18 protein-coding genes are annotated in these 24,664 nt (G+C 41.1%); 11 read left to right on the plus strand and 7 right to left on the minus strand.

All coding sequences use genetic code 11. The annotated features are described in order from the left end of the window. Positions 1 to 131 precede the first annotated feature (131 nt). Entirely contained in the window at positions 132 to 1,799 is a 1,668-nt protein-coding gene (locus FHG08_RS18005) for an RluA family pseudouridine synthase (protein WP_178956888.1), read from the plus strand. Positions 1,800 to 2,144: 345 nt separating this feature from the next. On the opposite strand, the gene FHG08_RS18010 is transcribed toward FHG08_RS18005, so the two are convergent. Further along, the gene (locus tag FHG08_RS18010; protein WP_054201343.1) at positions 2,145 to 2,558 is read right to left on the minus strand and encodes a hypothetical protein; all 414 of its coding nucleotides are present in this window, start codon (positions 2,556 to 2,558) and stop codon (positions 2,145 to 2,147) included. Positions 2,559 to 2,794: 236 nt separating this feature from the next. Between FHG08_RS18010 and FHG08_RS18015 the strand changes: the two genes are divergently transcribed. From FHG08_RS18015 to FHG08_RS18060, 10 genes are all read left to right on the plus strand, one after another. Further along, on the plus strand, positions 2,795 to 5,146 hold the full coding sequence (locus FHG08_RS18015; protein WP_178956889.1) for a TonB-dependent siderophore receptor: 2,352 nt from the start codon (positions 2,795 to 2,797) through the stop codon (positions 5,144 to 5,146). A gap of 17 nt (positions 5,147 to 5,163) precedes the next feature. Beyond that, entirely contained in the window at positions 5,164 to 7,317 is a 2,154-nt protein-coding gene (locus FHG08_RS18020; protein WP_178956890.1) for an FAD-dependent oxidoreductase, read from the plus strand. 1 nt (position 7,318) lies between these two features. After that, a complete protein-coding gene (locus FHG08_RS18025; RefSeq protein ID WP_178956891.1) occupies positions 7,319 to 8,125 on the plus strand; it encodes a DUF547 domain-containing protein in 807 nt (268 codons plus the stop codon). Next, positions 8,112 to 9,389 (plus strand): ABC transporter substrate-binding protein, encoded by a 1,278-nt coding sequence (locus tag FHG08_RS18030; protein ID WP_178956892.1) that lies wholly within the window; start codon positions 8,112 to 8,114, stop codon positions 9,387 to 9,389. The genes FHG08_RS18025 and FHG08_RS18030 overlap by 14 nt, the downstream gene beginning before the upstream one ends. After that, positions 9,386 to 11,140 (plus strand): ABC transporter permease, encoded by a 1,755-nt coding sequence (locus FHG08_RS18035; protein WP_178956893.1) that lies wholly within the window; start codon positions 9,386 to 9,388, stop codon positions 11,138 to 11,140. Before FHG08_RS18030 ends, FHG08_RS18035 begins: the two co-directional genes overlap by 4 nt. A gap of 22 nt (positions 11,141 to 11,162) precedes the next feature. Continuing rightward, the gene (locus tag FHG08_RS18040; RefSeq protein ID WP_178956894.1) at positions 11,163 to 11,801 is read left to right on the plus strand and encodes an ATP-binding cassette domain-containing protein; all 639 of its coding nucleotides are present in this window, start codon (positions 11,163 to 11,165) and stop codon (positions 11,799 to 11,801) included. A 27-nt stretch (positions 11,802 to 11,828) separates the two neighbouring features. After that, a complete protein-coding gene (locus FHG08_RS18045; protein ID WP_178956895.1) occupies positions 11,829 to 12,473 on the plus strand; it encodes a CDP-alcohol phosphatidyltransferase family protein in 645 nt (214 codons plus the stop codon). Then, positions 12,466 to 13,254, plus strand: coding sequence for a sterol desaturase family protein (locus FHG08_RS18050; RefSeq protein WP_178956896.1), 789 nt, complete (start codon positions 12,466 to 12,468; stop codon positions 13,252 to 13,254). Before FHG08_RS18045 ends, FHG08_RS18050 begins: the two co-directional genes overlap by 8 nt. Positions 13,255 to 13,524: 270 nt before the next feature. Then, on the plus strand, positions 13,525 to 16,179 hold the full coding sequence (locus FHG08_RS18055; RefSeq protein WP_178956897.1) for a glycoside hydrolase family 16 protein: 2,655 nt from the start codon (positions 13,525 to 13,527) through the stop codon (positions 16,177 to 16,179). Positions 16,180 to 16,253: 74 nt separating this feature from the next. Then, a complete protein-coding gene (locus tag FHG08_RS18060; RefSeq protein WP_178956898.1) occupies positions 16,254 to 19,199 on the plus strand; it encodes a TonB-dependent receptor in 2,946 nt (981 codons plus the stop codon). A gap of 51 nt (positions 19,200 to 19,250) precedes the next feature. On the opposite strand, the gene FHG08_RS18065 is transcribed toward FHG08_RS18060, so the two are convergent. The 6 genes from FHG08_RS18065 to FHG08_RS18090 form a co-directional block, all read right to left on the minus strand. Beyond that, positions 19,251 to 20,723 carry a S41 family peptidase gene (locus FHG08_RS18065; RefSeq protein WP_178956899.1) on the minus strand — a complete coding sequence of 491 codons (1,473 nt, stop codon included), beginning with the start codon at positions 20,721 to 20,723 and terminating at the stop codon, positions 19,251 to 19,253. A 175-nt stretch (positions 20,724 to 20,898) separates the two neighbouring features. Beyond that, a complete protein-coding gene (locus tag FHG08_RS18070) occupies positions 20,899 to 21,156 on the minus strand; it encodes a hypothetical protein (protein ID WP_178956878.1) in 258 nt (85 codons plus the stop codon). Positions 21,157 to 21,199: 43 nt separating this feature from the next. Continuing rightward, the gene (locus FHG08_RS18075) at positions 21,200 to 21,751 is read right to left on the minus strand and encodes a GNAT family N-acetyltransferase (protein WP_178956900.1); all 552 of its coding nucleotides are present in this window, start codon (positions 21,749 to 21,751) and stop codon (positions 21,200 to 21,202) included. A 70-nt stretch (positions 21,752 to 21,821) separates the two neighbouring features. Beyond that, positions 21,822 to 22,031, minus strand: a complete 210-nt coding sequence (locus FHG08_RS18080) for a hypothetical protein (RefSeq protein WP_178956901.1) — start codon at positions 22,029 to 22,031, stop codon at positions 21,822 to 21,824. A 114-nt stretch (positions 22,032 to 22,145) separates the two neighbouring features. After that, complete coding sequence (locus tag FHG08_RS18085) at positions 22,146 to 22,751, minus strand: DUF998 domain-containing protein (protein WP_178956902.1); 606 nt, start codon at positions 22,749 to 22,751, stop codon at positions 22,146 to 22,148. A 345-nt stretch (positions 22,752 to 23,096) separates the two neighbouring features. Then, positions 23,097 to 24,617, minus strand: a complete 1,521-nt coding sequence (locus FHG08_RS18090; protein WP_178956903.1) for an aldehyde dehydrogenase family protein — start codon at positions 24,615 to 24,617, stop codon at positions 23,097 to 23,099. Positions 24,618 to 24,664 lie beyond the last annotated feature (47 nt).

Below are 24,664 nucleotides of genomic sequence, written 5' to 3' on the forward strand. Positions count from 1 at the left end.
TAGCTTAATACCAAAGGCCAACATAATATGTTGGCCTTTTTGTTAGTAATGCCAGGCATGCTTAGTGGCACAGCGCTGCTTATGTTACACTCTGACTAATTATTCTGATAACTGCTAATCACACTATTGCCATGTCAAACCCTGCTAGCTGCTTTACCACTTTTAATGAAAACATAGATAACCTTGCACTGCCTGAGCAGTTTACGTTTCCCTTTTATTATAAACCTCATCCGCAGGCCGTTGCCGCTGCAAAACAATTACAACAACAATTAAAAAAGCTAGATAAGGCTATTTTAGATACAGATGATATTGATGCCGGTAAAATGTTTGGCGTATTGGTTGTTCAAGATGAGTCGCAACAGCTAGGCTTTATTAGCGCCTATTCGGGGCAAATAGCGGGGATAGATGAGCAACTGCATTTTGCGCCAAATGTGGCACTTAAACATATAGACGATGCAGAATTTAGTCAGCAGAGCCAAGTGATTAACGATATTAATGCGCAAATTACAGCCTTGCAAAACAGTGATAATTATCAACAAATTGAGCAACAGTTAGTGACTACTCGCCAACACTATGAGCAACAACTTGTAGCCAAGCAGCAAGCAATGCAAGTAACTCGAAAACAGCGAAAACAGCAACGGCAAGCCGCCGGCGAACAACTCAATAATGATGAGTTTGAAAAACTGAAGAACCAATTAGCTGGGCAGAGCATTGTTGAGAAAAAACAACTACAAGCATTAAAGCAACAGTGGCAAACACGCATTGCAGCGCTTGAACAAGCACAACTAACAATAGATGATGAAATTAACGGATTAAAAAAACGCCGTAAAGTACTCTCTAAAAATTTACAAAAAAAGCTATTCGCTCAATACCAGTTTTTAAATGCAAACGGCGAAGTGACCGATTTGAATGCCATTTTTGCCAAACTGCCCGAACACACACCGCCTTCAGGTGCGGGAGATTGTGCAGCGCCAAAATTATTACAATATGCTTATAAACATAATTTAAAGCCTCTGGCTATGGCCGAATTTTGGTGGGGCGCACCGCCAAAATCGGCAATAAGACATCATTTACATTATTACCCTTCGTGCTACAGCAAATGCCAGCCTATTTTAGGACATATGCTAGAGGGGTTAAATGTTGAAGACAACCCGCTCTTGGTCAACCCTGCACAGGGTAAAGACCTAACAATTGTTTATCAAGATGATGATTTGTTGGTGGTAAATAAACCTGCTGAATTTTTATCTGTGCCAGGCATTAATATTGACGATTCGGTATATATGCGAATCAAAACTCAGTTCCCACACGCTTCGGGGCCACTTATTGTGCACCGATTAGACATGTCGACTTCAGGGCTGTTAATGATTGCGTTAAATAAACGGGTGCATAAAGCACTGCAAAAACAGTTTATAGAGCGTAGTGTAGAAAAACGTTATGTTGCTTTAGTGGCGGGTAATATTGCTGCTGAAAGTGGCACTATAGAGCTACCTTTAGTGCTTGATTTTGATGACAAGCCACGGCAAATGGTGTGTTACAAAACGGGGAAGCCGTCATTAACAACATGGCAGGTACTGGAACGTAAAAATAATACTACCCGCTTACAACTCTATCCAAAAACAGGACGTACTCATCAATTGCGTGTTCACTGTGCCCACCACTTGGGGTTAAATACACCCATTGTGGGCGACACCCACTACGGTGAAAAATCAGACCGACTACATTTGCATGCCGAGTATTTAGCTTTTACCCATCCTATTAGTCATGAACGATTAGAATTTGAAGTAGCCGCTGATTTTTAAATCTTCGCTGCTTTTAGTTGTATCGGATTCTAAAACAGTGCCATTTTTTCATATTGCAAAGTAGGTAACTTTTACCGTTGCAATATAGAAAAAATTACCTGCATTATGCAAAGCCACAATCCAAACAATATAAATATCTATAAAATTCATACTGTTAAAAATTGGCATTAGCTTTGCTTTTATTATTGTACGTATTTATTAAAGCAACTTAAAGCATCAATAAGTGCTTTTAGTCACACACAGTAAATGGCTTGCTAACCGCTTACTGTGCTCAACAGAACTTCCTACACTCCCTGTGTACTTTATTGGTTATAGGCTAACGCTTATAACCATTTTTTTTGCTTATTATTTAACGGTAAATTTTACGTCTTGATCGCGTAATAAATAAAGCGCAAAACACGCAGCCCACATCGGCCATGCTGCAAAAAACAGTAAATTATTAAAGCCATCAATGTACTGGTTGTAAGAAGACAGCGTTGATAGTCCATGCATTATAAAAATAACACCGTAAGTAATACGTTTTTTAAAACCGACTAAAAATGCTATTACTAATAATAATTGCAGTGCACCTAAAATATAAGCAATAGTATCGGTAGAGCCACTGATCCCATAAAAATGTTCAAAAATACGGGCGCTATGCCCCGGATTTACAAATTTATCTAGTGTCCACATTACCATCACAATAAACACCCCTAAGCGCAGCGATAAAAGCGACCATTGCAAACGAGTTTGTACATCTGTATTGATCGAATCTGTCATAGAATTTCCTTAAAAAAGATATAAATAAACTAATTGGCAAGTAAGACCGTATAATCGTTTTTTTATTTTCAAATAATTAAAATTAAACCTAAACTAATCTTAAGTTGATTTGTTTAAAGGCACTATTATCTAAGCGCTAAGATAAAAAATAAAAATTTTTAGCAATTGATTGAAAGATATTTTTACCTGTCTTGGTCTTTTGTGTACATCAACATATAAAAATAGAGAAACACGATTTGAAATACACGTATTTAGCTTTAACCCTCGCCCCCCTGTTAAATGTAGCATTAGCTGCTCAGGCTAATGAAACAACTAGCTCTGACCCCATTGAGCGAATTGAGGTGGCAGGTCAAGCGCTTAAATCTAAAAACCTCTCTATTAAAAACACCACAGTAAACGGCCCTTTTGGCGACAACCTGGCTTTACAAGACATAGCTCGCTCTGTGACGCCTATCTCTAAAGACTTAATTGAGCAATTAAATATAACAACATTGCACGATGTGCTCGCTGTAAGTCCTAATACATACGCGGCCAGTGGTTTTGGTGCACCAAGCTTACCGACGATCCGCGGCCAGTTAGGTGAGTTATTTCAAGATGGTACTCGACGTCAAGCAGGTAATAATGGTTTTGGTGTGCCGTTGTCGTTTAATGCGATAGAACAAATCGATGTGGTTAAAGGCGCACCACCTGTATTGTTTGGTTCAAGCCAACGTAACGGTGGCTTTGTAAACTTACACTCTAAAACAGCGTCAACTGATCAGCGCAAAGGCAATGTGAAGTTGTCTGCAGGCAGTTGGGATAAGTATAGTGCCCAAGTAGATTACAACGCACCGATTGTTGAGGATAAAATTGGCTTACGTGTTAGCTATGAACATATTGATCAGGGTAGTTATTATGACTATTCAGCCACACAAAGTGATAGCTTGTTTGCGGCATTAAAAATTTTACCGGATGATAAAAGCAGTTGGGACATTAACTTTGAACTGTACCAAACAGAATTTACCGATAACGCCGGTATAAACCGCCCTACCCAAGCGCTTATCGATCATAATCTTTACATTACTGGTCAAGGGTTACAAGCGAATGGCAGCACAGTGCCTAGCGCAGGCTCTATTATATCGCCTACAGGACAAGTCAAAATAGATACCAGCCGTGTGCTTACCGATCCTGATAATCTCAATCAAGCAACCACTTATTTAGTTCACAGTATTTATAAGCGCGCACTGTCTGATGTAATGTCGATTAAGAACATTAGTTACTTTCAACATTTGCAGCGCGAAGAAATAGCACAAAATAGTTTTGTTGAAATAATTGATGGTGCCGATACCGCACAAAACCGCACTGAACTTACGTATCAATGGAGCGATGAGCAGCAAACCTTATTTGCTGTTGATGTTCGTTATAATAAAGTATTGGGTTACAGCCAGTTTACTACTGAAGCCGACACACCTATTGATTTAACTGGCCCACTTTCAAACCGCCGCATTCCATTAACTGATACTCAAAAAGCACGTTTGGTAGAGCTACGTTCTGGTGTATATGTATCCCCTGGTGGTCAGTACGATATTAACAATGATGGCAGTGGTGATTTTAATTTATCAGATACGACAGACTCACGCTCATGGCAAACCGGCATTGCCATTCAACAAGACTCACAATGGACTGACAGCTTACGCACCAGTGCTGGCTATCGTGTTGATTACTATGATGTAGAAGCACGCGACCCCATTGCGCCTCAAGGTCAAATAGCGGCTAGTGATAGCATAAATGATACACTGCAATCAGCGCAGCTGAGCGTTAATTACTCAGTTAATGACGATTTAACCACTTATGCGGCAGCAAGTTATAACGAAGCCACCTCTAACAGCATGGCCGGCGGCAATACGTTAGGTGGTGACAATACAATTAGCGCACAAAATTTTGCTACGGAAAATACTTTAGTCGAGTTTGGCGTGAAATATGCGCCAACACAAAGCGACTGGTATGCAGATGCTGCTGTATTTAGCCAACGCCGCAGCTTACGTAATCGCGATGGTAGCAATACTGGCATTCGTACAACCGGATTCGAAAGCCAAGTATTTTACGACGCTTACCCTTACTGGGTAAGCGCAGGCTACAGTTACATTGATGCCCGTTATGATAACTCTGCGACAGGCCAAGACTCAGCTCAAATAGCCGATGCGTTTGATAATTCGCGTCCCGATATTATTGCGGGTAACAGCATTGGTGCACCAAGTTATACAGCTTTTGCTCCCTCAAACCGTCAAGTACAAGGGATCCCAGAGCAATCGTTAAGCTTAAACGCTAACTATACAATTACTTCTCAGTGGCAAGCTGGATTTTCTGCCCTGTATACTAAAAGCTACCCATTGGATTTTTTGGCTACCGTATACATTCGCGATCAGCACACCTTAAATGTTAATACCAGCTATGCGTTTACCTCAGCAACTAAATTGAGGCTTGATGTAAATAATATTACCGATCAGCAAAACTGGCGCCCTGTATTTGAAGGCGGTTATTTTGGCGCGACACTCGCGTTCCCAGAATTACCAATTAACGCTAAGCTCACGCTTACCCATAACTTTTAAACCGTTTGAGAGATAGCATGTTAAAAAAATTAAGTTTGTTATTACTGGCGGCGATAGGTGTCGGCTTATTCTTTTTTTATGACCTAAACCAGCTTCTTACCCTTGACGGGCTAAAAGGGTCAATGGCGCAATTTGATCAGTACAAAGCCCAATCACCGTTTTTGGTGATCGGAGGGTTCTTTTTACTTTATATATTAGTGACCGCGCTATCACTGCCCGGTGCAGCTATTTTAACGCTAGCCGCAGGTGCATTATTTGGTTTGGCGCAAGGTCTATTAGTTGCCTCGTTTGCCTCAAGCATTGGTGCTACGTTGGCATTTTTAGTGTCACGTTATTTATTGCGCGATACCATAAAAAAACGCTTTCCTGAACGTTTAGCCGCTATAGATACTGGGGTTGAAAAAGAAGGCGCATTTTACTTATTTACGCTGCGCTTAGTGCCTGTTTTTCCGTTCTTTTTAATTAATTTATTAATGGGTTTAACCGCTATTAAGTCATGGACTTTTTACTGGGTAAGCCAAGTAGGCATGCTGGCGGGTACCTTTGTATTTGTAAACGCAGGTACGCAACTTGCGCAAATAGAGAGCTTATCTGGCATTTTATCGCTGGATTTAATTTTATCGTTTGCGTTATTAGGGGTATTCCCGTTAATTGCAAAAAGCCTAATAAATGCAATAAAAAAACGTCGCGTATACAAAAATTACACTAAACCTAAAAAGTTTGACCGTAACATGATTGTTATTGGCGCAGGTGCTGGCGGCTTAGTGACAAGCTACATTGCAGCAGCAGTTAAAGCCAAAGTAACCCTAATTGAAGCCGGCGAAATGGGTGGCGACTGTTTAAACTACGGGTGTGTGCCAAGTAAAGCCGTTATTAAAAGCGCTAAAATTGCTGAGCAAATTCGCCACGGTGAACACTACGGCTTAGAAAACATGGCACCGCAGTTTTCGTTTAAAAAAGTAATGGCACGTGTACATAAAGTAATTGCCGACATCGCCCCGCACGATAGCGTTGAGCGCTACACAAACCTTGGTGTAGATGTTGTAAAAGGCTACGGTAAATTATTAGACCCGTGGACTGTAGAAATTAAACTTAACGATGGCGGCACGCAAACACTCACAGCCCGTACTATTGTTATTGCCACTGGTGCACGCCCATTTGTACCGCCATTACCTGGTATTGAAGAAACAGGCTATGTAACAAGCGATACATTATGGACTAAATTTGCTGAGCTTGAAGAAGCCCCTAAAAAGCTTGTTGTACTTGGCGGTGGTCCAATTGGGTGTGAACTTGCACAAAGTTTTGCACGCTTAGGCTCAAATGTTTCGCAAATTGAAATGGCTGAACGCATTATGATCAAAGAAGACTTAGAAGTGTCTACCTTTGCTCACGAAGCGCTGACAGAAAGTGGCGTAAACATTTTAACCTCGCATCAGGCACTACGCTGTGAAGCGCGCGACGGTAAAAAATTCATTGTGGTAAAACATAACGATACCGAAATCGATATTGAATACGATGAACTACTATGTGCTGTTGGCCGAAGCGCTCGCCTTAAAGGTTACGGCCTTGAAGAACTTGGCATAGAAACTAACCGCACTGTAGTTACTAACGAATACCTTGAAACGCTTTACCCTAACATTTTTGCCGCGGGCGATATTGTAGGCCCGTATCAGTTTACACACGTAGCTGCTCACCAGGGTTGGTACGCAGCAGTAAATGGCTTATTTGGTAATCTTAAAAAGTTTAAAGTAGATTACCGTGTCATTCCGTGGACCACATTTATTGACCCTGAAGTAGCACGTGTTGGCTTAAACGAGCAAGACGCTATTGATAAAGGCATAGATTATGAAATCACTCGCTTTGAATTTGAAGAGCTAGACCGCGCCATTACCGACAGCGCAACCAAAGGCTTTATAAAAGTAATTACCCCTAAAGGCAAAGACAAAATACTCGGTGTTACAGTGGTATCTGAGCACGCTGGCGATTTAATAGCTGAGTTTGTACTGGCAATGAAACACGGTTTAGGCCTTAACAAAATACTAGGTACAATTCATAGCTACCCTACGTGGGCTGAAGGTAACAAGTACGCAGCAGGCGAGTGGAAACGCGCTCATGCACCAGAAAAAGTACTTAACATGCTTGAAAAATACCACGCATGGCGCAGAGGCTAATATGTTTAAAACACCTTTAAAAGCGCTATTGTTAGGGTCAGCTTTGCTTGCAACATCGTTTGCAAGCAAAGCTGAAAACATGCACGATAGCTGGGATGCGTTATTAAACAATCATGTTGTAGCTATTAACCATGGTCACAGCACTGAGGTTGATTATGCAGCAATTAAAGCTAAGCACAGTGAGCTTAAAAGCTATTTAGATTCGTTATCGGCGGTTACGCAAAACGAGTTTGATATGTGGGAAAAACCAAAGCAACTTGCGTTTTTAATCAATGCGTATAATGCCTTTACTGTTGAGCTTATATTAACTAAGTACCCAGAACTTAAATCGATTAAAGATTTAGGCAGCTTTTTTAGCTCACCGTGGAGCAAAGAGTTTGTGCCATTACTTGGTAAAACGCGCAGCCTTGATGATATAGAGCATGGTTTAATACGTGGTAATGGTAAATATAACGACCCACGTATTCACTTTGCAGTAAATTGCGCAAGTATTGGCTGCCCTGCACTTCGTGAAGAAGCATACAATGCCACTGACTTAGAAAGCCAACTGCAAGAGCAAACGGTGCGTTTTTTATCAGATATGACTCGTAATATAGCGCAAGATAACACGCTAAGTGTGTCTTCAATATTTAAGTGGTACGGCGATGATTTTGAACAAGGCTTTAAAGGCGCCAATACGCTACAGCAGTTTTTTATGCAATACCCTAAAGCACTCAAGCTGACACCCGCTCAGCAAAAAGCACTTAAAAATAACAACATGAAAGTTAAGTTTTTAGACTACAACTGGGATTTAAATGCTCGCCAATAAATTTTGGCAAACATTATCGCGATACAGCTTATTCTGTGTCGCCTTTTGCATTTGCCTTGTTATTAGTTTTAAAAGCCTAGCAAGTACACAATTACAAAGCCGTTGGCAGCAAGTTGAAAAGTTAGGTAAAGACCAAAGCGTATATTTTTATGCATGGGGCGGCGATGCGCAAATAAATGCCTATATTCAGTGGGCGGCTGAGCAAGTAAAAGCTAAATATAACATTGAGTTAGTGCATGTAAAGCTTAGCGACACCAGCGAGGCCGTTAGCCGCGTACTCGCTGAAAAATCAGCAAACAATAACGATAAAGGCAGCGTAGATTTAATTTGGATAAACGGTGCTAACTTTGCCACCATGAGCGAGCACTCATTATTACTTAAACAATGGGCTAATAAGCTGCCTAACTTTAGCTATACCGACCCTAGCAATAACCCTGCGGTTAATTTTGATTTTGGAATACCCACTAATGGAATGGAAGCCCCTTGGGGTCAAGCATCGCTCACCTTTTACTACGACAGCTTAGCAATAGATGGCACTGCAAATAACACACTACCAACAACCCTAAACCAATTACTTAGCTGGAGCGCACAAAACCCAGGGCGCTTTAGTTACCCAAAGCCACCTGATTTTTTAGGAATGAGCTTTTTAAAATACGCGCTTGTTATGCTACATCAACAAAGCGATGACTCACTTAAAGCGCAGTTAAATCAGCTAGCTACTGCACAAAACACAGCTCAAATATTAAACCCGTTATGGAACTTTTTAAATAAGCTGCACCCAACACTTTGGCGCGGCGGTAAACACTTTATGCAAAGTGGTGCACAAATGCGCCGCTTAGTAGGCGACACCGAGCTAAGCATAGCGTTTACGTTTTCAGCGCCCGAAGTACCCGCCGCCGTTAAACGTTATGATTTACCAAAAAGTATTCGCAGTTATGCTATGCAAGATGGCAGTTTAAGTAACACCCACTTTGTAGCCATACCTTATAATGCAAGCCATGCACAAAGTGCGCAATTAGTGGCTAATTTTTTATTAAGTCCAAAGGCGCAAGCACATAAGCAAAAACCTTCAGTTTGGGGGGATAAAAGTGTATTGATTCAATCTACATTGAGCCAAAAGCAGCAAGCCTTGTTTAAAACGGTGGAACCGCATCCAAGCGCATTACCCTTAAATAGCATTAAACGCACGCTTAGCGAGCCACACCCAAGCTGGGTAAACGCTATTATGCAAGGTTGGCAAGCGCGTTTTGGAGTAAGCCAATGAGTGTTGTTTCTAATAAGTTAGCAGCGAGCTCAACACTTAAACCACACAAAAGCGCCGATATGTTTAGTAAATTAGTTAAATTAAGCCCACATTTTTTACTGGCATTGCTAATTTTACCGGTAATAGGTGGCCTAATCAGCGTGCTATTGCCCGCTTTTGGTTATGCACCAGTACTTGAGCATACAACACTTGGCCTACATGGCTTTACTATGCTTGTGCAAACACCCGGCCTAACACACATGGTTATGCTAAGTGTTAGCAGCGGATTAATAAGCACCTTACTTGCCTTTATCATTACGTTAATGATTTTAGCGGCATTTTTTAATAGCCCGTGGCTTAACCGTATTCAGCGTTTACTAAGTCCCATACTCGTAATCCCCCACGCAGCAGCCGCTATAGCCGTTGGTTTTTTAATTGCTCCTTCGGGTATGATCTCGCGTTTAGTATCGCCTTGGTTTAGTGGATGGGAACTTGCCCCTAACGGCATGTTTCCGCATGACGCGTTTGGTATAAGTATAATTTTAGGCTTAACCCTTAAAGAGCTACCTTTTTTACTGTTAATGGCGCTAGGTGTGCTTGCCCAACCTGAGCTTGGCAAAAAACTGCGCCAACAACATAAAGTAGCGCTTAATTTAGGCTACTGCCCTATGACTGCTTTTTTTAAAGTGATTCTGCCAAGCCTTTACCCATTGCTGCGCCTACCGATTTTAGCCGTATTGGCTTATGCCAGCGCAAGTGTAGAAATGCCACTTATTTTGGGGCCAAATACTCCACCCACATTGGCTGTAGCCATTATGCATTGGTTTAACGACGTAGATTTAAACCTGCGTATTAAAGCTTCTGCGGGGGCATTATTGCAGCTTGTACTTACTGGGGGTTTACTAGCTCTTTGGCTTGGCGGCGAAAAAACTATAAAAGCATTATTTAGTGATTTACTAACCAATGGCGAGCGAGAATATGGCGGTGTTTATTGGCAAAAAATAACGACCGCATTAACAGTATTTATAATTGGCTTTATTTTGCTCTCGTTAATTGGCTTAATTATGTGGTCGGTTGCCGGATTTTGGCGTTTTCCGGCGGCATTGCCCGATCAGCTCACGCTACTTCACTTTAAAAGTGCGCTAATGCAAATGCAAAGCCCGCTTTATAATACCCTTGCTATAGGGCTAGTTACTACGTTATTTGCCATTATTATTACCCTTTTGTGCTTAGAGTCAGAGCAGTTAAGTGCAAAACCCATGTCGCGCTTTACCAGCTTAATTATTTATTTACCGTTGCTTGTACCAAGTATTGCGTTTTTATTTGGCCTAGTGTGGCTGCAACAATTAGTAAATAACCAGGCCGCGTTTTTTAATGTGGTATTTACCCATTTATTGTTTGTACTGCCGTATGTGTTTTTATCGCTTGCGAGCAGTTATAGGCGATTAGACCCTCGTTTTGCTCATGTAGCAGCAAGCCTTGGCGCAACACCCTGCAAAGTGTTTTTACAAGTAAAATTACCCCAGTTATTTGCCCCTATTTTAATTGCGGCGGCACTTGGTTTGGCCATTAGCTTTGGCCAATATTTGCCTACACTTTTAGCCGGTGGCGGGCGCATAGCAACCATAACAACCGAAGCGGTCACCCTTGCTAATGGCGCAAGTAGGCGCACCAGTGCAGTGTATGCCATTATGCAAATGGCATTACCACTCATTGGCTTTATACTGGCGTGGGTTTTACCTAAGTACTTTTTTAAAAGCGCACATCGCTAACCCATAAATTAAAAGGTTTTTAATGCAGTCATCTTTAGAGATTAAAAATTGTGAGCTTTATCGTCAACACGAGCAATTACTAAGCTTAAACGAGCAGGTAAAAGGCGGCGAAATACTCACTATTATGGGGCCATCAGGCAGTGGTAAATCAAGCTTTTTAAATTGGCTTACGGGTACATTACCCAGTGGTTTTAGCGCAAACGGCGAAGTGTGGCTTAACGGTAAAAACATTAATAACTTACCCGCACATTTACGCCACATAGGCGTGCTTTATCAAGATGCGTTATTATTTTCGCATTTATCGGTAAGCGGTAACATTGCCTTTGCTATGCCTAAAGGCAATAAAAAACGGCGCCTTGAAAAAATAGAGCACGCCCTTGAACAGGTAGGATTAAAAGGCATGGCTAATCGCCACCCCGACAACCTCTCTGGTGGACAACAAGCCCGCGTTGCTTTATTGCGTATGCTATTAAGCGAGCCAAAAGCTATTTTACTTGATGAGCCCTTTAGCAAGCTCGACACCCAATTAAGAGTAGATACGCGCGAGCTAGTATTTAGCCAAATACGCGAGCATAAATTGCCCGCTATTATGGTAACCCACGATCATAGCGATGCAGAGGCCGCAAACGGCAAACTGATCACCTTAAATTTAGCCAAATAAACGCACAAAAAGTACAAGGCACCAAGCATGTTAGACAAATACATCACCCCAATAATAAAGCCACTGTTAACCCCCGTTGTAGCGTTAATGCACAAGCGCGGCATAACGCCCGACCAACTTACTGTGGCAGGCTTTTTAATAGGGCTATTAGCAGTGCCATTAATTGCGTATGAAATGTGGTACGCAGCGTTAACGGCTATTGCTTTAAATCGTATTTTAGATGGGCTAGATGGCGCATTGGCACGCCATGCAAATTTAAGTTCAAGCGCTGGCGGTTTTTTAGATATTACCCTCGATTTTTTATTTTACGCGGCAATTCCGCTTGGCTTTATTTTGGCAAACCCCGAGCAAAACGCCATTGCCGGGGCCGTATTACTGGCCACCTTTATAGGCACAGGCTCAAGCTTTTTAGCCTTTGCCATAGCCGCCGAAAAATTTAAGCTCGAAAAACCCCAGTTTAAATACAAAAGTTTTTACTATTTAAATGGTTTAACCGAAGGCACAGAAACCATAGCGCTATTTATTGCCTTTTGTATTTGGCCGCAGCACTTTGCCATAATGGCGAGTATTTTTGCCACTGCGTGCGCTATTACTATTTTTACACGTATACATGGAGGATATAACACGTTAAAACTCCAAGAAGCTGATGAGGTTACACAAGCCAATGAGTAATGAAATTTGGTGGCGTTTAGGGTTCTTTTTTAGCATTTTGGTTATTATGATGCTGCTAGAATCGCGTATGCCTGCGCGTAAATCGCCTATAAAAAGTAACACCCGATGGTTCGCTAATTTTGGACTGGTGTTTGCTTCATCACTAATTGCTCGCTTAAGTGTACCCATAGGCTTAACTGCCGTAGCGCTTTATAACCAAGAGCACGGTATCGGTTTATTTAATCAAATAGCCACACCAAGTAGTGTTGCTATTATTTTAAGCATGCTACTGCTTGATATACTTATATATTGGCAGCATAGGTTATTTCATAACGTGCCAATTTTGTGGCGTTTGCATCGTGTGCACCACGCCGATGCGCATGTAGATACCAGCACAGGTTTGCGTTTTCACCCTATCGAAATTGTACTCAGCATACTTATAAAATTGATTGCCGTTACCGCTTTGGGTGTACCTGCTATTGCAGTATTAATATTTGAAATTGCACTTAATGGATTAGCGCTATTTAACCACGCCAATATACGTTTACACAATGCAATAGAAAAACCACTTCGGCTTATCTTAATGACTCAAATACTGCATCGTATTCATCATAGCCAAAATCCCGAAGAAACAAATAGTAACTTTGGCTTTAGCGTAACTTGGTGGGATAGACTTTTTGGCAGCTACAAAACCAGCGCCACATTATCAGATAATAAACTAAACATCGGCTTAGCCCAATATCCCGACCCAAAACAAAACGCGTCCTTGTGGTATTTGTTAACGTTACCATTTAAAAAGTAGCAACTAGCCTAAACTAAGCAGAGAAATGGGCCTATTTCAGCTTAGTTTGTTACATTATCTAAGCTTTTGAGCTGCTACATTAACAAAAGCAGCTTATTTAAAGTAAACCAATTGTAAATTAAATAAACAAATTCTTGACCAAGTTTGAAATCCCCCATATCATTTGTAAGCGCTTACATTTATCACACACAAAAATGTAAGCGCTTACAAAATGACAAAATCAACAAATACACTATATTCTGACAATAATCAGTTGAACGGGGTTCAGTTATGAACATTGAAACAACACGCATTACTCGCCTTTTGGCTGCTATATCATTAGCGTCTTTGGCTGGCTGTGGCGGCGATGCTGCGACAACATCCAATTTTGAAAAAGTAGATCCTGCCCAGCCAGTTTCAGATTGGCAAATGGTTTGGAGTGATGAATTTGATGGCACAAGCATTGATACAAATAAGTGGAACTTTGAATTAAACTGCGCCGGCGGTGGTAATAACGAAAAACAATGTTACACCGACAGTGAACAAAATGCCTTTATTAAAGACGGTGCACTAAATATAGTCGCCCTACCTGCTGAAGAAGGTGCAGAAAAACCATACACGTCAGCCCGTTTAAATACCCGTTACAACGCTGACTTTACTTATGGTCGCTTTGAAATGCGTGCAAAACTACCGTCAGGTCAAGGTAGCTGGCCTGCATTTTGGATGATGCCAACCGACGAAGTATATGGCACTTGGCCGCGCTCTGGCGAAATTGATATTTTAGAAGCGGTAAATTTAAAAACAATCGCTGAAGATGGCACCGTTGAAGCAAATATTCATGGCACACTTCACTATGGTCGCGAGTGGCCAAATAACTCAAGCTCAGGCAAAGCTTATACTCTGCCTGAGGGAATGAATCCCGCAGATGACTTCCACACCTACGCTATTGAATGGCAAGAAGGCGAAATTCGCTGGTACGTAGATGGCTACTTATATGCCACACAACGTCGCTCTGAAGTTCGTTACAACTCTAAAGATGAGGCTGTTGGCCTTAAACATAAAGGCTGGTTTGCTGAATACTTTGAACAAGGTAATGGCGAACTTACCACTCACTGGGATAATGCCCCATTTGATAAAGATTTTTACCTTATTTTAAATAACGCCGTTGGTGGTGACTGGCCTGAAAATGTAAACAACTTAGGTGTTGACGCTGCAGCATTTGCAGAAGGTCAAAGCTTTGAGGTTGATTACGTACGGGTTTATCAATGCGCTGCAAATACTGACACAGGTAAAGGTTGTGAAACTGTGCGCCCAGGTTACGATAGCCTAGATGATGCACTTGTTGAAGGTAAAGCCCCTGTACCTACTCCACCAAGTGATGGCATTGCAAGAAACCTTGATATATTCAATGGCACATTAAACGCCAACTGGATCGCATGGGATTGTTGTGGTGGAACCACACCAGAAACTATAACCGATGCTGAAAAAGGTGACGCTATTAAGTTTAACATTAACGATAATAACGGTACTGTTTTAGGTTTTTCAACTCGTGGTGGTCACTTCCCAGATGATTTTACCGGCACCTCATCTCCATTTGACGCATCACTCCTTCTTGATCTAAATGGTCGATTAACTTTTGATATGAAAGTAGTAACGCCGCCAACATCTTCGACAACTTGGCTATTAAAAGCCGAAGCGGGTGATGGCGGACCTAATACAGGCGATGTAGCGCTTAGCGATAGTGTTGAAGGCGTAACACCGGTTACAGGCCAATGGCAAACCTATACATTTCCGCTTTCTCTACTACAAGAAAGAGGCTTAGATTTAAGTGCCATTGATGTATTAATGGTATTCCCAGCATGGCAAACTGGCGAAGGCGCTGAATATTTAATTACCAACGTGGCTATTGAGGGCGATGTAGGTGAATCACCATCAGTAGACTTATTTACAGATGGACAAAACTTAGATTGGCCGATGTGGGATTGTTGTGGCGGCTCTACTCCAACAGAAGTTATGGACGATGCAGAACACGGCTTAACCGCAGAATTCACTATTGGCGAAGCCCCCACTGTAATGGGCTTTAATACTCGTTCATCTGCTGGTGGTAGCGGTACTCCATTTGATGCAACCAGCATTTTAGAAAATGGTTTACTACAGTTTGATGTGAAAGTGATGTCAAACCCAAATAACCCAGATGCCACTTGGTTAATGAAAATAGAATCTAATGAGGGTGATACCGCGGTAGAATTACCATTAACAGATGCTGGCGATGCACCTATTGTAGGTGAGTGGAAAACTTACACCTTTACATTCGCTGACTTAGCGGGCGCAGGTTTAGATGTAAGTGCCATTGACGTAGTAATGATATTCCCAGCATGGGGCACAGGTGAAGGTGCGGTTTACCGTGTTGATAACGCTAAGATGTACGATCCTAGTGCATCAGCAGGCGATGAAATCACTATTTTCCAAAATACTGCCGCAGATATGTGGAGCATTTGGGACTGTTGTGGCGGCTCTACCCCAACAGAAGAAATTGACGATGCTGATCACGGTACTGTAGCTGAATTTGTTATTGGCTCTGCGCCAACGGTAATGGGCTTTTTAGCCGACGACGGTATCTCTTTCGATGCATCAGCAATACTAGCTAATGGCGTTGTGCAGTTTGAAATGAAAGTGGTAACCCCGCCAAATAATCCTGACGCTGTATGGACATTTAAAATTGAGTCAACAGGCGCAGCAACAGCGGTAGAGCTTCCTCTTTCACAAAGCGTTGAGGGGGAAGTACCCGTTAATGGCCAATGGCAAACCTACACATTTACATTACAGTCACTGTTTGCTGCCGGTTTAGACATTAGCGATATCAATGTACTTATGATGTTTCCAGCGTGGGGGACAGGTGAAGGCGCTGTTTACCGTATAGACAACGTGATTATCGCTAACCCGTAATCCCTAATTCAGTGGTAGGTAGTGAATTACAAGTACCTACTTACCGTAATAAATTAAGTAAAAGCAGAGCAATTATGAACACAAATAAGTTTAAAAAAAGCCCACTAGCGGCTTCTGTGTCACTTATCATCGCTGCAAGCACGCTGAATATCGCCCATGCAGCAGAACAAAATACTGTGGAACCTGAAATTGAAGTAATACAAGTTAAAGGTATTCGCGGTTCACTTATCCGCTCTATGGATATGAAACGCGATGCATCAGGGGTAGTCGATGCTATTTCTGCTGAAGAAATGGGTAAATTTCCTGATACTAACTTAGCAGAGTCACTGCAACGTATTACGGGTGTGTCGGTGAGTCGTGCAAACGGCGAAGGAAGCCAAATTACCGTACGTGGTTTTGGCCCTTCATTTAATTTGGTAACACTTAATGGTCGCCAAATGCCTGGAACGGGTAACTCACGTTCGTATAATCTGGAAAACATTGCCTCAGAAGGTGTTAGTGCCTTAGAAGTATTTAAAACTGCTCGTGCTGATGTGCCCAGTGGTGGCTTAGGTGCGACGGTTAACATTTCAACAACTCGACCTTTACAAAGACCTGGCCAGCATTTTTCGGCAACAGCTAAAGCTATTCATGATTCATCAAATGAAGCGGGTAGCGATGTAACTCCGGAAGTATCGGCTATTTATAGTAATACCTTTAGCGATGAAATGTTTGGTATTGGTTTTTCTTTTTCGCATCAAGAACGCGACTTTCAAAAGCAAAGCGCCAATATTCAAGGTTGGCAAGCAAATGTAGACCTACCTACTCTTGCTGAAGGTGATTTTATTGATCCACGCGCAGTAGATGCGCAAGGAAATCGTGTAGGTAATCACTTTTTTGCAAAAGACATGAACTACGCAATTGAAGATTTACAACGCGAGCGTACTAATGGGCAAATCACACTGCAATTTGCACCCACAGATAATTTTGTAGCAACCCTTGATTATACAGCAAGTGAGGCAACAACAGGCTCAGAAACCCTCGGCTGGGGTATTTGGAACGACTTTGGTAGCAACATTAATGGCTACGAGTTAGATGAAAATGGCACAGCTATTTATGCAGATATTAGTGGTAACGATGCATCATTTACCTCTAGTAAAAATACCACTGAAGTTAAGGCTCGTTCTATTGGCTTAAATTTAGATTGGCAAATTAATGAAACATGGCAAGTTGAGCTTGACTACCACGACTCTAAAAACGAGACAGATAACGGCGCAGACAAAGGTCTGGGTAGTGATGGGCAAGTTATTTTAGGTTCTGATCAGCTTGTAAATAAAATTTATGATTACCGCACTGGTGAAATTCCACATGCGCAAGTTAACTGGAAAAACGGTACTAGCGTATTAAGCCCTGGTGAAATTGATTCAAACTTTAGCCAGTTTATTCATTCACCTGGAGAATCAGATATTGAGCAGCTGCAATTACACACAACATGGATAAACGATAGTTTTGACATTGGTTTAATTGAAGTGAAGTTTGGTGGTTCGCGTACAGAACAAAATACCGGTGGTTATGAAGCATGGAGTGGCTTAGTTGGCGGCCCTGGTTTTAACCCTTCTTACACCGAGATATTCCCTGATGGTATGTTTACCCTTAATAACACTTCAGGACTATTAGACCAATTTGCTGGTGGTGGTAACAATTTACAACCTAACTATTATTATAGCTTTGATTTTGATGAAGCTGTAGCAAGACAAATGGCATACCTTACTGCTGATGTAACCGGTGGCGATGCCTATGCGCCTAATGCCTATCTTGATGGTATTGACAGTCAAAGCGCTGTTGAAGAAATTACCAACAGTATTTATGTTCAATCACGTTGGGAATTTGAAGTTAGCAATTACTACATAAAAGTAAATGCCGGCCTTCGTTATGAAGAAACCGATGTAAGTAGCTCTGTTCGTCAACGCGTTGAGCAACAAGTAAATTGGATAAGTGCTTCAGAGTGGATCACTCAATATGAAGCTGGCGGCGATGACAACTTCTTAGTTCAAGAAGGAAGTTACGATATTTTACTACCATCAATCGACCTAAGTGTTGACGTAACCGATGACTTAGTTGCTCGCGTATCATGGGGTAAAACTATGTCGCGCGCGCCATTGGGCGATTTAGCCGGTGGTCGTAGCCTTACAGGCAGCCCAAAACCGGGGGCACGAGTAGGTAGCCAAGGTAATACAGGATTATTGCCATTTGAATCAACAAACCTTGACCTATCATTAGAGTATTACTATTCAGAAGGCAGCTATGCATCAGTAGGTTACTTTAAAAAGGACGTTGATAACTTTATTCAAACCACCATTACTCCAACCACCATTGAAGGCTTACATGATATTTTAAATGGCCCACGCTATTTACAAGCGGTTAGTGATATTGAAGCTCGTGGTGATCAAGCAACAAGCGATGCTATTTTTGCACAAATGCTTGCTAATGGTGATGGCAATGCAAACGGCCAAATTGAACCAAATAGTAATGATCCACTTATTACTTGGAATATTAGCCAACCACAAAATACCGATAGTAAATCAGTCGATGGTTTTGAAGTAGCAGTACAACACTTAATTGGTGAGACAGGCTTTGGGGTCGGTGTAAATGCAACGTTTGTTGACGGCGATGTTGAATTTGATACAGACAGCCTAGACCAACAAGCTCCATTAACAGGGTTGAGTGATTCAGCTAACTTCCAAGCGTTTTACGAAAAAGAAGGTTTATCTGTAAAAGTAACTTACGCTTGGCGTGATGCATATTTAATTGGTGTAGGCCAAGCGCAAGGCTCTGCTGATGCACCACCACAATACGCCAAATCATATGGTCAATGGGATATGAGCGTAAATTATGACGTTAATGAAAATGTGACGGTATTCTTTGAAGGTATTAACCTTAATAATGAAACCGAGCAAGGGTATGGTCGTTACGAAGAGCAGTTCTTATTTGCTCGCCAGTATGGTCCACGCTACGCAATTGGCGCCCGTTATTCGTTTTAAACTAACCCCTAGTTAGAAAGTTAAGCCGCTTGTTACAACAAGCGGCTTTTTTTATAACAGTTTAATTTTTTCTAATAGCTTATCGGTTGTCCAATCAATATCGTTATAGGCAATATCAGGTTTGTAGTAATCGCCCTTTCCTCTTGCTCTATTAACATACACTTTATTAGGAACTATCACTTTACCTAAGCCTGAAGGTAAATCGGCTAAACGTACCTCCATATACAGCGAGTCTGCGCTACTGGGTGCACCAAACAACGTGGTATTTTCAAAAAGCTTAAACTTATCTAGCGCATCTAAACAAGCACTAGCGCATTGCGGCGGCACTATAACAAACACCTTAGTTTTAAAGTCACTCACTAACGGCTCTTCTGGTAGGTTATTTAGCGTATTAGTCTCTCGTTCTACATAAAATGGATCACCACTTTTAAGTGATAAAGCCATACCTGCTGCTATTTCTTTAATCAGTTCATGAAATTCAGGTTGATCTTTTACCACGTCAATTAACGATTTAACATAGTTGGTATTGTCTTTTGACGCTCTCCACCACACTTGTTCGTTTTGAGTAGTACCAGCTGTTTTTTGTTCTACTACTTTTTTGCCCCATAATTCTTTGGCTATTTGTGAGCTCCAATAAGATGAACCACCTTGGTTATGGCGCAAGTCTAATACCACGGCTTTTGCTGTAAGTAGCTTGCTACGTTGCTGTTTTATTTTTTCAAACACTTTTTTGTAGTCAGCTGTTTGTTTATCATTTACTGAAAAGCTAGGCATAGCAATCCACGCAATGTTTTTTTCAGGCCAGATTAAATCAATGGGAAGTTCATCACCATTGTAGGCATTTTCTAAATGCTTACTGACTGATTTAGGCCTTACAGACCAATTTAAAACCTGTTTATGGGTATTGCCATTGGGTTTAACAAACTCGCATTCTTTTAGGGGGACTAAAAATGGATTCCCTACATCCGTTAGTAACCGCCAACCTTGCTGCCACCAATGCCCTGGTTGAGCAACTTGCCCATGAAATGTAAACACTCTTTTGCGCATCAAAGCTTCAGTACTTTGCCCATCACATTGGCTTACAATATCCCCTTTTTTAATAGTGCTAATTTCACTGTAATACACTTTTAGCGCATCACCTCGCCATAAAGCACTAAAGCCGGGCCAGCGACGCGCAGGCCTGTCGATGCTTGAAAACGCACCAGCATGACCATCTTGTAACACCGTGCTAAAACGTGCAATTGCCGCTGCATGCGCCTGCGGCCCAATCGCTTGCTTAGACAGAGTAAGCGCCTCTGCTTTAGCTTGCTTTAATAACTCAGGAAAGGCTGGGTTGTTAACATCAAACATGCCAGGGTGATTTTTTGCCGATATGCTGTAAGCAGCTTCAATATCACGCTCAGTAACACTGCGCCATTGCTCTGGGGTTGTAGGAGTAAGCGATAATTCGGCCATGCTCAAGGTAGGCGTAATTAATAAAGCGCTCAATAAAGTACGGCTAACCATTTTTGTTTTTCTGTTCATGAAAATCCATTTTAAATTAAGTTATATAATTACTGTAAACTCATTTGGTGGAACTAAAAATATCTTAAATCCAATAAGTTTCAGCAATTTTTTACAGCAATAACTTAGCAACATTGAAAGCAGCTAGCAATGATTAACATTTAAAATGAACTGGCTTTAAATTAAGAGCAACAGCTTACTTAGCGATTTGTTCAATTTTGGTTTGTAATAGTGTTATGCGGGCGTTGAGTTTTCTAAAGCTATACTGTGAATAGCAAAAGTTTAAAAAGAAAGCAGCAAAACCTGAACAAGCAAGCCCTATCAATGGGCTGAAATAGAACATTAACAACAAAACAATAGCCACCATCACTAACGTAAGTCCCAAATAATGAGATACGCTAAATAACTTTCGGTTATTTTTTTCAAGCTGAACTATGTGAGAATCTATATCCATTAAAAATTTCCTTTTAACAAACCAACGTTAACTATCTTGAGCTTTAGGTAGCTACATAAGCAACATCTAAAGAAGTCCATTCATTCCATTGCGTCTTAGTTAATCGGTATAACTGTACGGCACGACCATGAAATTCATGATTGCTATAGTCTGTAAAGCCAATTTTCTTTGCTACTTTCAATGACGCAATATGCTCAGGTTCAATAATAACAACGACCGATTGATGAGTAGTTTGCGTAAACACATACTTTAAAACACCTTTAGCTGCTTCGCAGGCTAAGCCTTTATTCCAAAAATCGACCGCTAATCGATACCCTAAATTAGGCTCTTCGTTACCCGCGACGCTTTGTGGGGAAATACCACAAAATCCAATCAATAAATCGCTGTTTTTATCTATTAGTGCCCATGGGCCCAAACCATATGAATCGTAGCATTGTAAACACCACTTTATAAAATCACGAGTTGCAGCTTCATCGCACACACCACGAATTGAGTATTTCATCACTTCTTCGTCACTAAGAATTTTACTTAATGCCGGCACATCATCAATTGAAAACTGCCGAATAAGCAACCTTTGGGTTTCGCAAATTTTCACTCAAACCTCCTTGTAATTACAGCTAAAAACTTTCAAAAAACCAAGTAATTAAGGTAGGTCTCTCAGTTATTTAGTTCTTTTTATGTTCCGAATGCCACATAAGGTATCCAAATAATATGCCTACTAAAGGAAATATTATTAAAGATGAAATGATTCCATCAAAAAAACCTTGCTCACCTGTAAGGTGCATGATTAATTGAAATAAAATAGCTGTAGGAATTCCCCAGCCTAATGGGCCTCTTAGCAAAATAAAACGGAATTTAATAACGTTTATATTCATAAGTTTCCCTTGATTTAAAAGCCCAAATAATGAGCTAAAATCAACACAATGCTGATGTATTTCTTAGATTGACAAGCCTAACGTTTAAACAAATGATAGGCACTAGTGATTGTTTTAAATTAATGTTATTGAAAAAACACTTAACCAACTTAATTGAATACCATAAGAGATACGTTGGTAGGTACCAGGGTTGCTTTGTAGTTTTATTGCTTTAGCCATAGCAAACAGATAATAAACTGTGGCGATAACAGAAACAATTGAAAAAACACGAAAGTATAGAGAGATAACTTCTGTGGTTGGACTAATAGCTATTAATATTGGTGCTACAACCAGCGAAAGTAACATAATAAAACCAGCCCAAGAATGTACCTTGCAGTTAAAAGTTGGATGTTTAGTAAATGGGTCAGCATCCATAGGAAAATAACCCGCAACCCAGGTACCAATACCATGCACTATAACTAGCCAACCAGCAATATTAACCAATATAGAAACATTAGCCAATCGCGCCAAATACCAGCCAAAAAAGCAAAATAGAAAACCTAAAGGATAATTATTAATTAGTGGTGACAGTTTTTCAGTTGGGCTTCCTGTTGCACCTAATTCACTACAAAATTGTTTAGAATGACTGTAACCTTCATAAAACCGACTTGCTACATAAACACCAATGAATATCCATAATGTGGCTATTAACCCTGAATAAATCGCAATCGTTTCAAACATCACCATAATCCTTTTTGTGATTAATTCACTAAAGCCTTTTTAAACACAGAGGAGAAAATGAGCCGGCTTCGAGTGACGAGCTGTGAGCTTGTACAAACAGCCTGAAACCTAGTCTTAACAGTAGAACCTGTGACCTTTAACCTACTCTTTCAACGCAGCGTCTATTTACCCTCTTTGTGCATGATTCACTGAGGTTTTATTTCGCCTCATTAATAAATCATTTCTTTATCATTATAATTAACCACTAATCAAATGCTATCAGTATTAGTTTTAAAAAAACAAAGCGCTACAACAATGCAGCGCTTTCATTACTTATAGGTTGTTTATTTAAACTAAAACGCGTTATTAAAAGAAGCCAAGGGGATCTTCGCTGTAACTTACTAATAAGTTTTTAGTTTGTTGGTAATGATCGAGCGCGAGTTTGTGTGTTTCGCGGCCTATACCAGACTTTTTATAACCGCCAAACGCAGCGTGTGCTGGGTACATATGGTAACAGTTGGTCCATACGCGACCGGCTTCTATTTTGCGACCAAAGTGATAAGCGCGGTTCATATTACGGCTCCATACACCTGCGCCTAAACCAAATTCTGAGCCATTAGCCAATTCGAGCGCTTCGGCTTCGTCTTTAAAGGTCGACATTGAAATAACGGGGCCAAAAATTTCTTCTTGGAACACGCGCATATCGTTAGTTCCTTTTAATAAAGTAGGTTGAATGTAATAGCCACCATTTAGCTCATCGCTAAGTTGCTCAACATGACCGCCACTGAGTACTTCAGCACCTTCTTGTTTGCCAATATCTATGTAACTTAAAATTTTATCAAACTGTGCTTTAGAGGCTTGCGCACCTACCATGGTTTCGCTGTCTAGCGGGTTACCGCGTTTAATTTGCTTGGTACGTTTTAAAATGCGCTCTATAAATTGCTCATAAATATCTTCTTGGATAAACAAGCGTGATGGACAAGTACATACTTCACCTTGGTTAAAGTAGGCAAGAATGGCGCCCTCAATTGCTTTATCTAGGTATGAGTCGTCTTTTTCCATAACATCGCTAAAGAAAATATTAGGTGATTTTCCCCCAAGTTCTACCGTTGAAGGAATAATATTTTCAGCTGCGCATTTTAAAATATGTGAACCCACAGGGGTTGAGCCTGTAAAGGCAATTTTAGCTATACGCGTATTAGTTGCCAGTGCTTCACCGGCTTCTTTACCAAAACCATTTACTACGTTTAGCACGCCGCCGGGTAGTAAATCACCAATAATTTCCATTAACACTAATATTGATGCAGGTGTTTGCTCAGCAGGTTTAAGTACCACACAGTTACCAGCTGCTAGTGCCGGCGCTAGCTTCCATGCAGCCATTAAAATTGGAAAGTTCCACGGAATAATTTGCCCTACAACACCTAATGGTTCATGAAAATGATACGCCACCGTGGTTTCGTCTATTTCACCAATACTGCCATCTTGAGCACGCAAGCAACCGGCAAAGTAACGAAAGTGGTCCGCAGCAAGTGGAATATCAGCGGCGAGGGTTTCGCGAATGGCTTTACCGTTATCCCATGTTTCGGCCACTGCAAGTAGCTCTAGATTTTGTTCAATGCGATCGGCAATTTTTAATAAAATATTACTGCGCTCGGTCACTGAGGTTGTGCCCCACTGCGTTTTTACGGCATGCGCTTTATCAAGCGCCAAATTAATATCGTCTTTGTCAGAGCGGGGAATTTTACAAAACACTTTGCCATTTACAGGGCTAATATTCTCAAAGTATTGACCATTAACGGGTTCAACCCACTCGCCGCCAATATAGTTACCATACTGCTGTTTAAATGTGATGAGTGCGTCTGCTGTGCCTGGATTTGCGTAAATCATATGTGTGTTCTCTTGTTGTTGTTAGCTAAAAGTCTAAGCCGAAATAC

This window comes from Pseudoalteromonas sp. Scap03, assembly GCF_013393115.1.
In the GTDB taxonomy this organism is placed as follows: domain Bacteria; phylum Pseudomonadota; class Gammaproteobacteria; order Enterobacterales; family Alteromonadaceae; genus Pseudoalteromonas.

Coding starts and splice junctions, on each gene's coding strand:
- FHG08_RS18045 (WP_178956895.1), top strand. CDS start 11,829: ATGTTAGACAAATACATCACCCCAATAATAAAGCCACTGTTAACCCCC.
- FHG08_RS18025 (WP_178956891.1), top strand. CDS start 7,319: ATGTTTAAAACACCTTTAAAAGCGCTATTGTTAGGGTCAGCTTTGCTT.
- FHG08_RS18060 (WP_178956898.1), top strand. CDS start 16,254: ATGAACACAAATAAGTTTAAAAAAAGCCCACTAGCGGCTTCTGTGTCA.
- FHG08_RS18070 (WP_178956878.1), bottom strand. CDS start 21,156: ATGGATATAGATTCTCACATAGTTCAGCTTGAAAAAAATAACCGAAAG.
- FHG08_RS18050 (WP_178956896.1), top strand. CDS start 12,466: ATGAGTAATGAAATTTGGTGGCGTTTAGGGTTCTTTTTTAGCATTTTG.
- FHG08_RS18020 (WP_178956890.1), top strand. CDS start 5,164: ATGTTAAAAAAATTAAGTTTGTTATTACTGGCGGCGATAGGTGTCGGC.
- FHG08_RS18010 (WP_054201343.1), bottom strand. CDS start 2,558: ATGACAGATTCGATCAATACAGATGTACAAACTCGTTTGCAATGGTCG.
- FHG08_RS18055 (WP_178956897.1), top strand. CDS start 13,525: ATGAACATTGAAACAACACGCATTACTCGCCTTTTGGCTGCTATATCA.
- FHG08_RS18035 (WP_178956893.1), top strand. CDS start 9,386: ATGAGTGTTGTTTCTAATAAGTTAGCAGCGAGCTCAACACTTAAACCA.
- FHG08_RS18005 (WP_178956888.1), top strand. CDS start 132: ATGTCAAACCCTGCTAGCTGCTTTACCACTTTTAATGAAAACATAGAT.
- FHG08_RS18065 (WP_178956899.1), bottom strand. CDS start 20,723: ATGAACAGAAAAACAAAAATGGTTAGCCGTACTTTATTGAGCGCTTTA.
- FHG08_RS18080 (WP_178956901.1), bottom strand. CDS start 22,031: ATGAATATAAACGTTATTAAATTCCGTTTTATTTTGCTAAGAGGCCCA.
- FHG08_RS18085 (WP_178956902.1), bottom strand. CDS start 22,751: ATGTTTGAAACGATTGCGATTTATTCAGGGTTAATAGCCACATTATGG.
- FHG08_RS18040 (WP_178956894.1), top strand. CDS start 11,163: ATGCAGTCATCTTTAGAGATTAAAAATTGTGAGCTTTATCGTCAACAC.
- FHG08_RS18030 (WP_178956892.1), top strand. CDS start 8,112: ATGCTCGCCAATAAATTTTGGCAAACATTATCGCGATACAGCTTATTC.
- FHG08_RS18090 (WP_178956903.1), bottom strand. CDS start 24,617: ATGATTTACGCAAATCCAGGCACAGCAGACGCACTCATCACATTTAAA.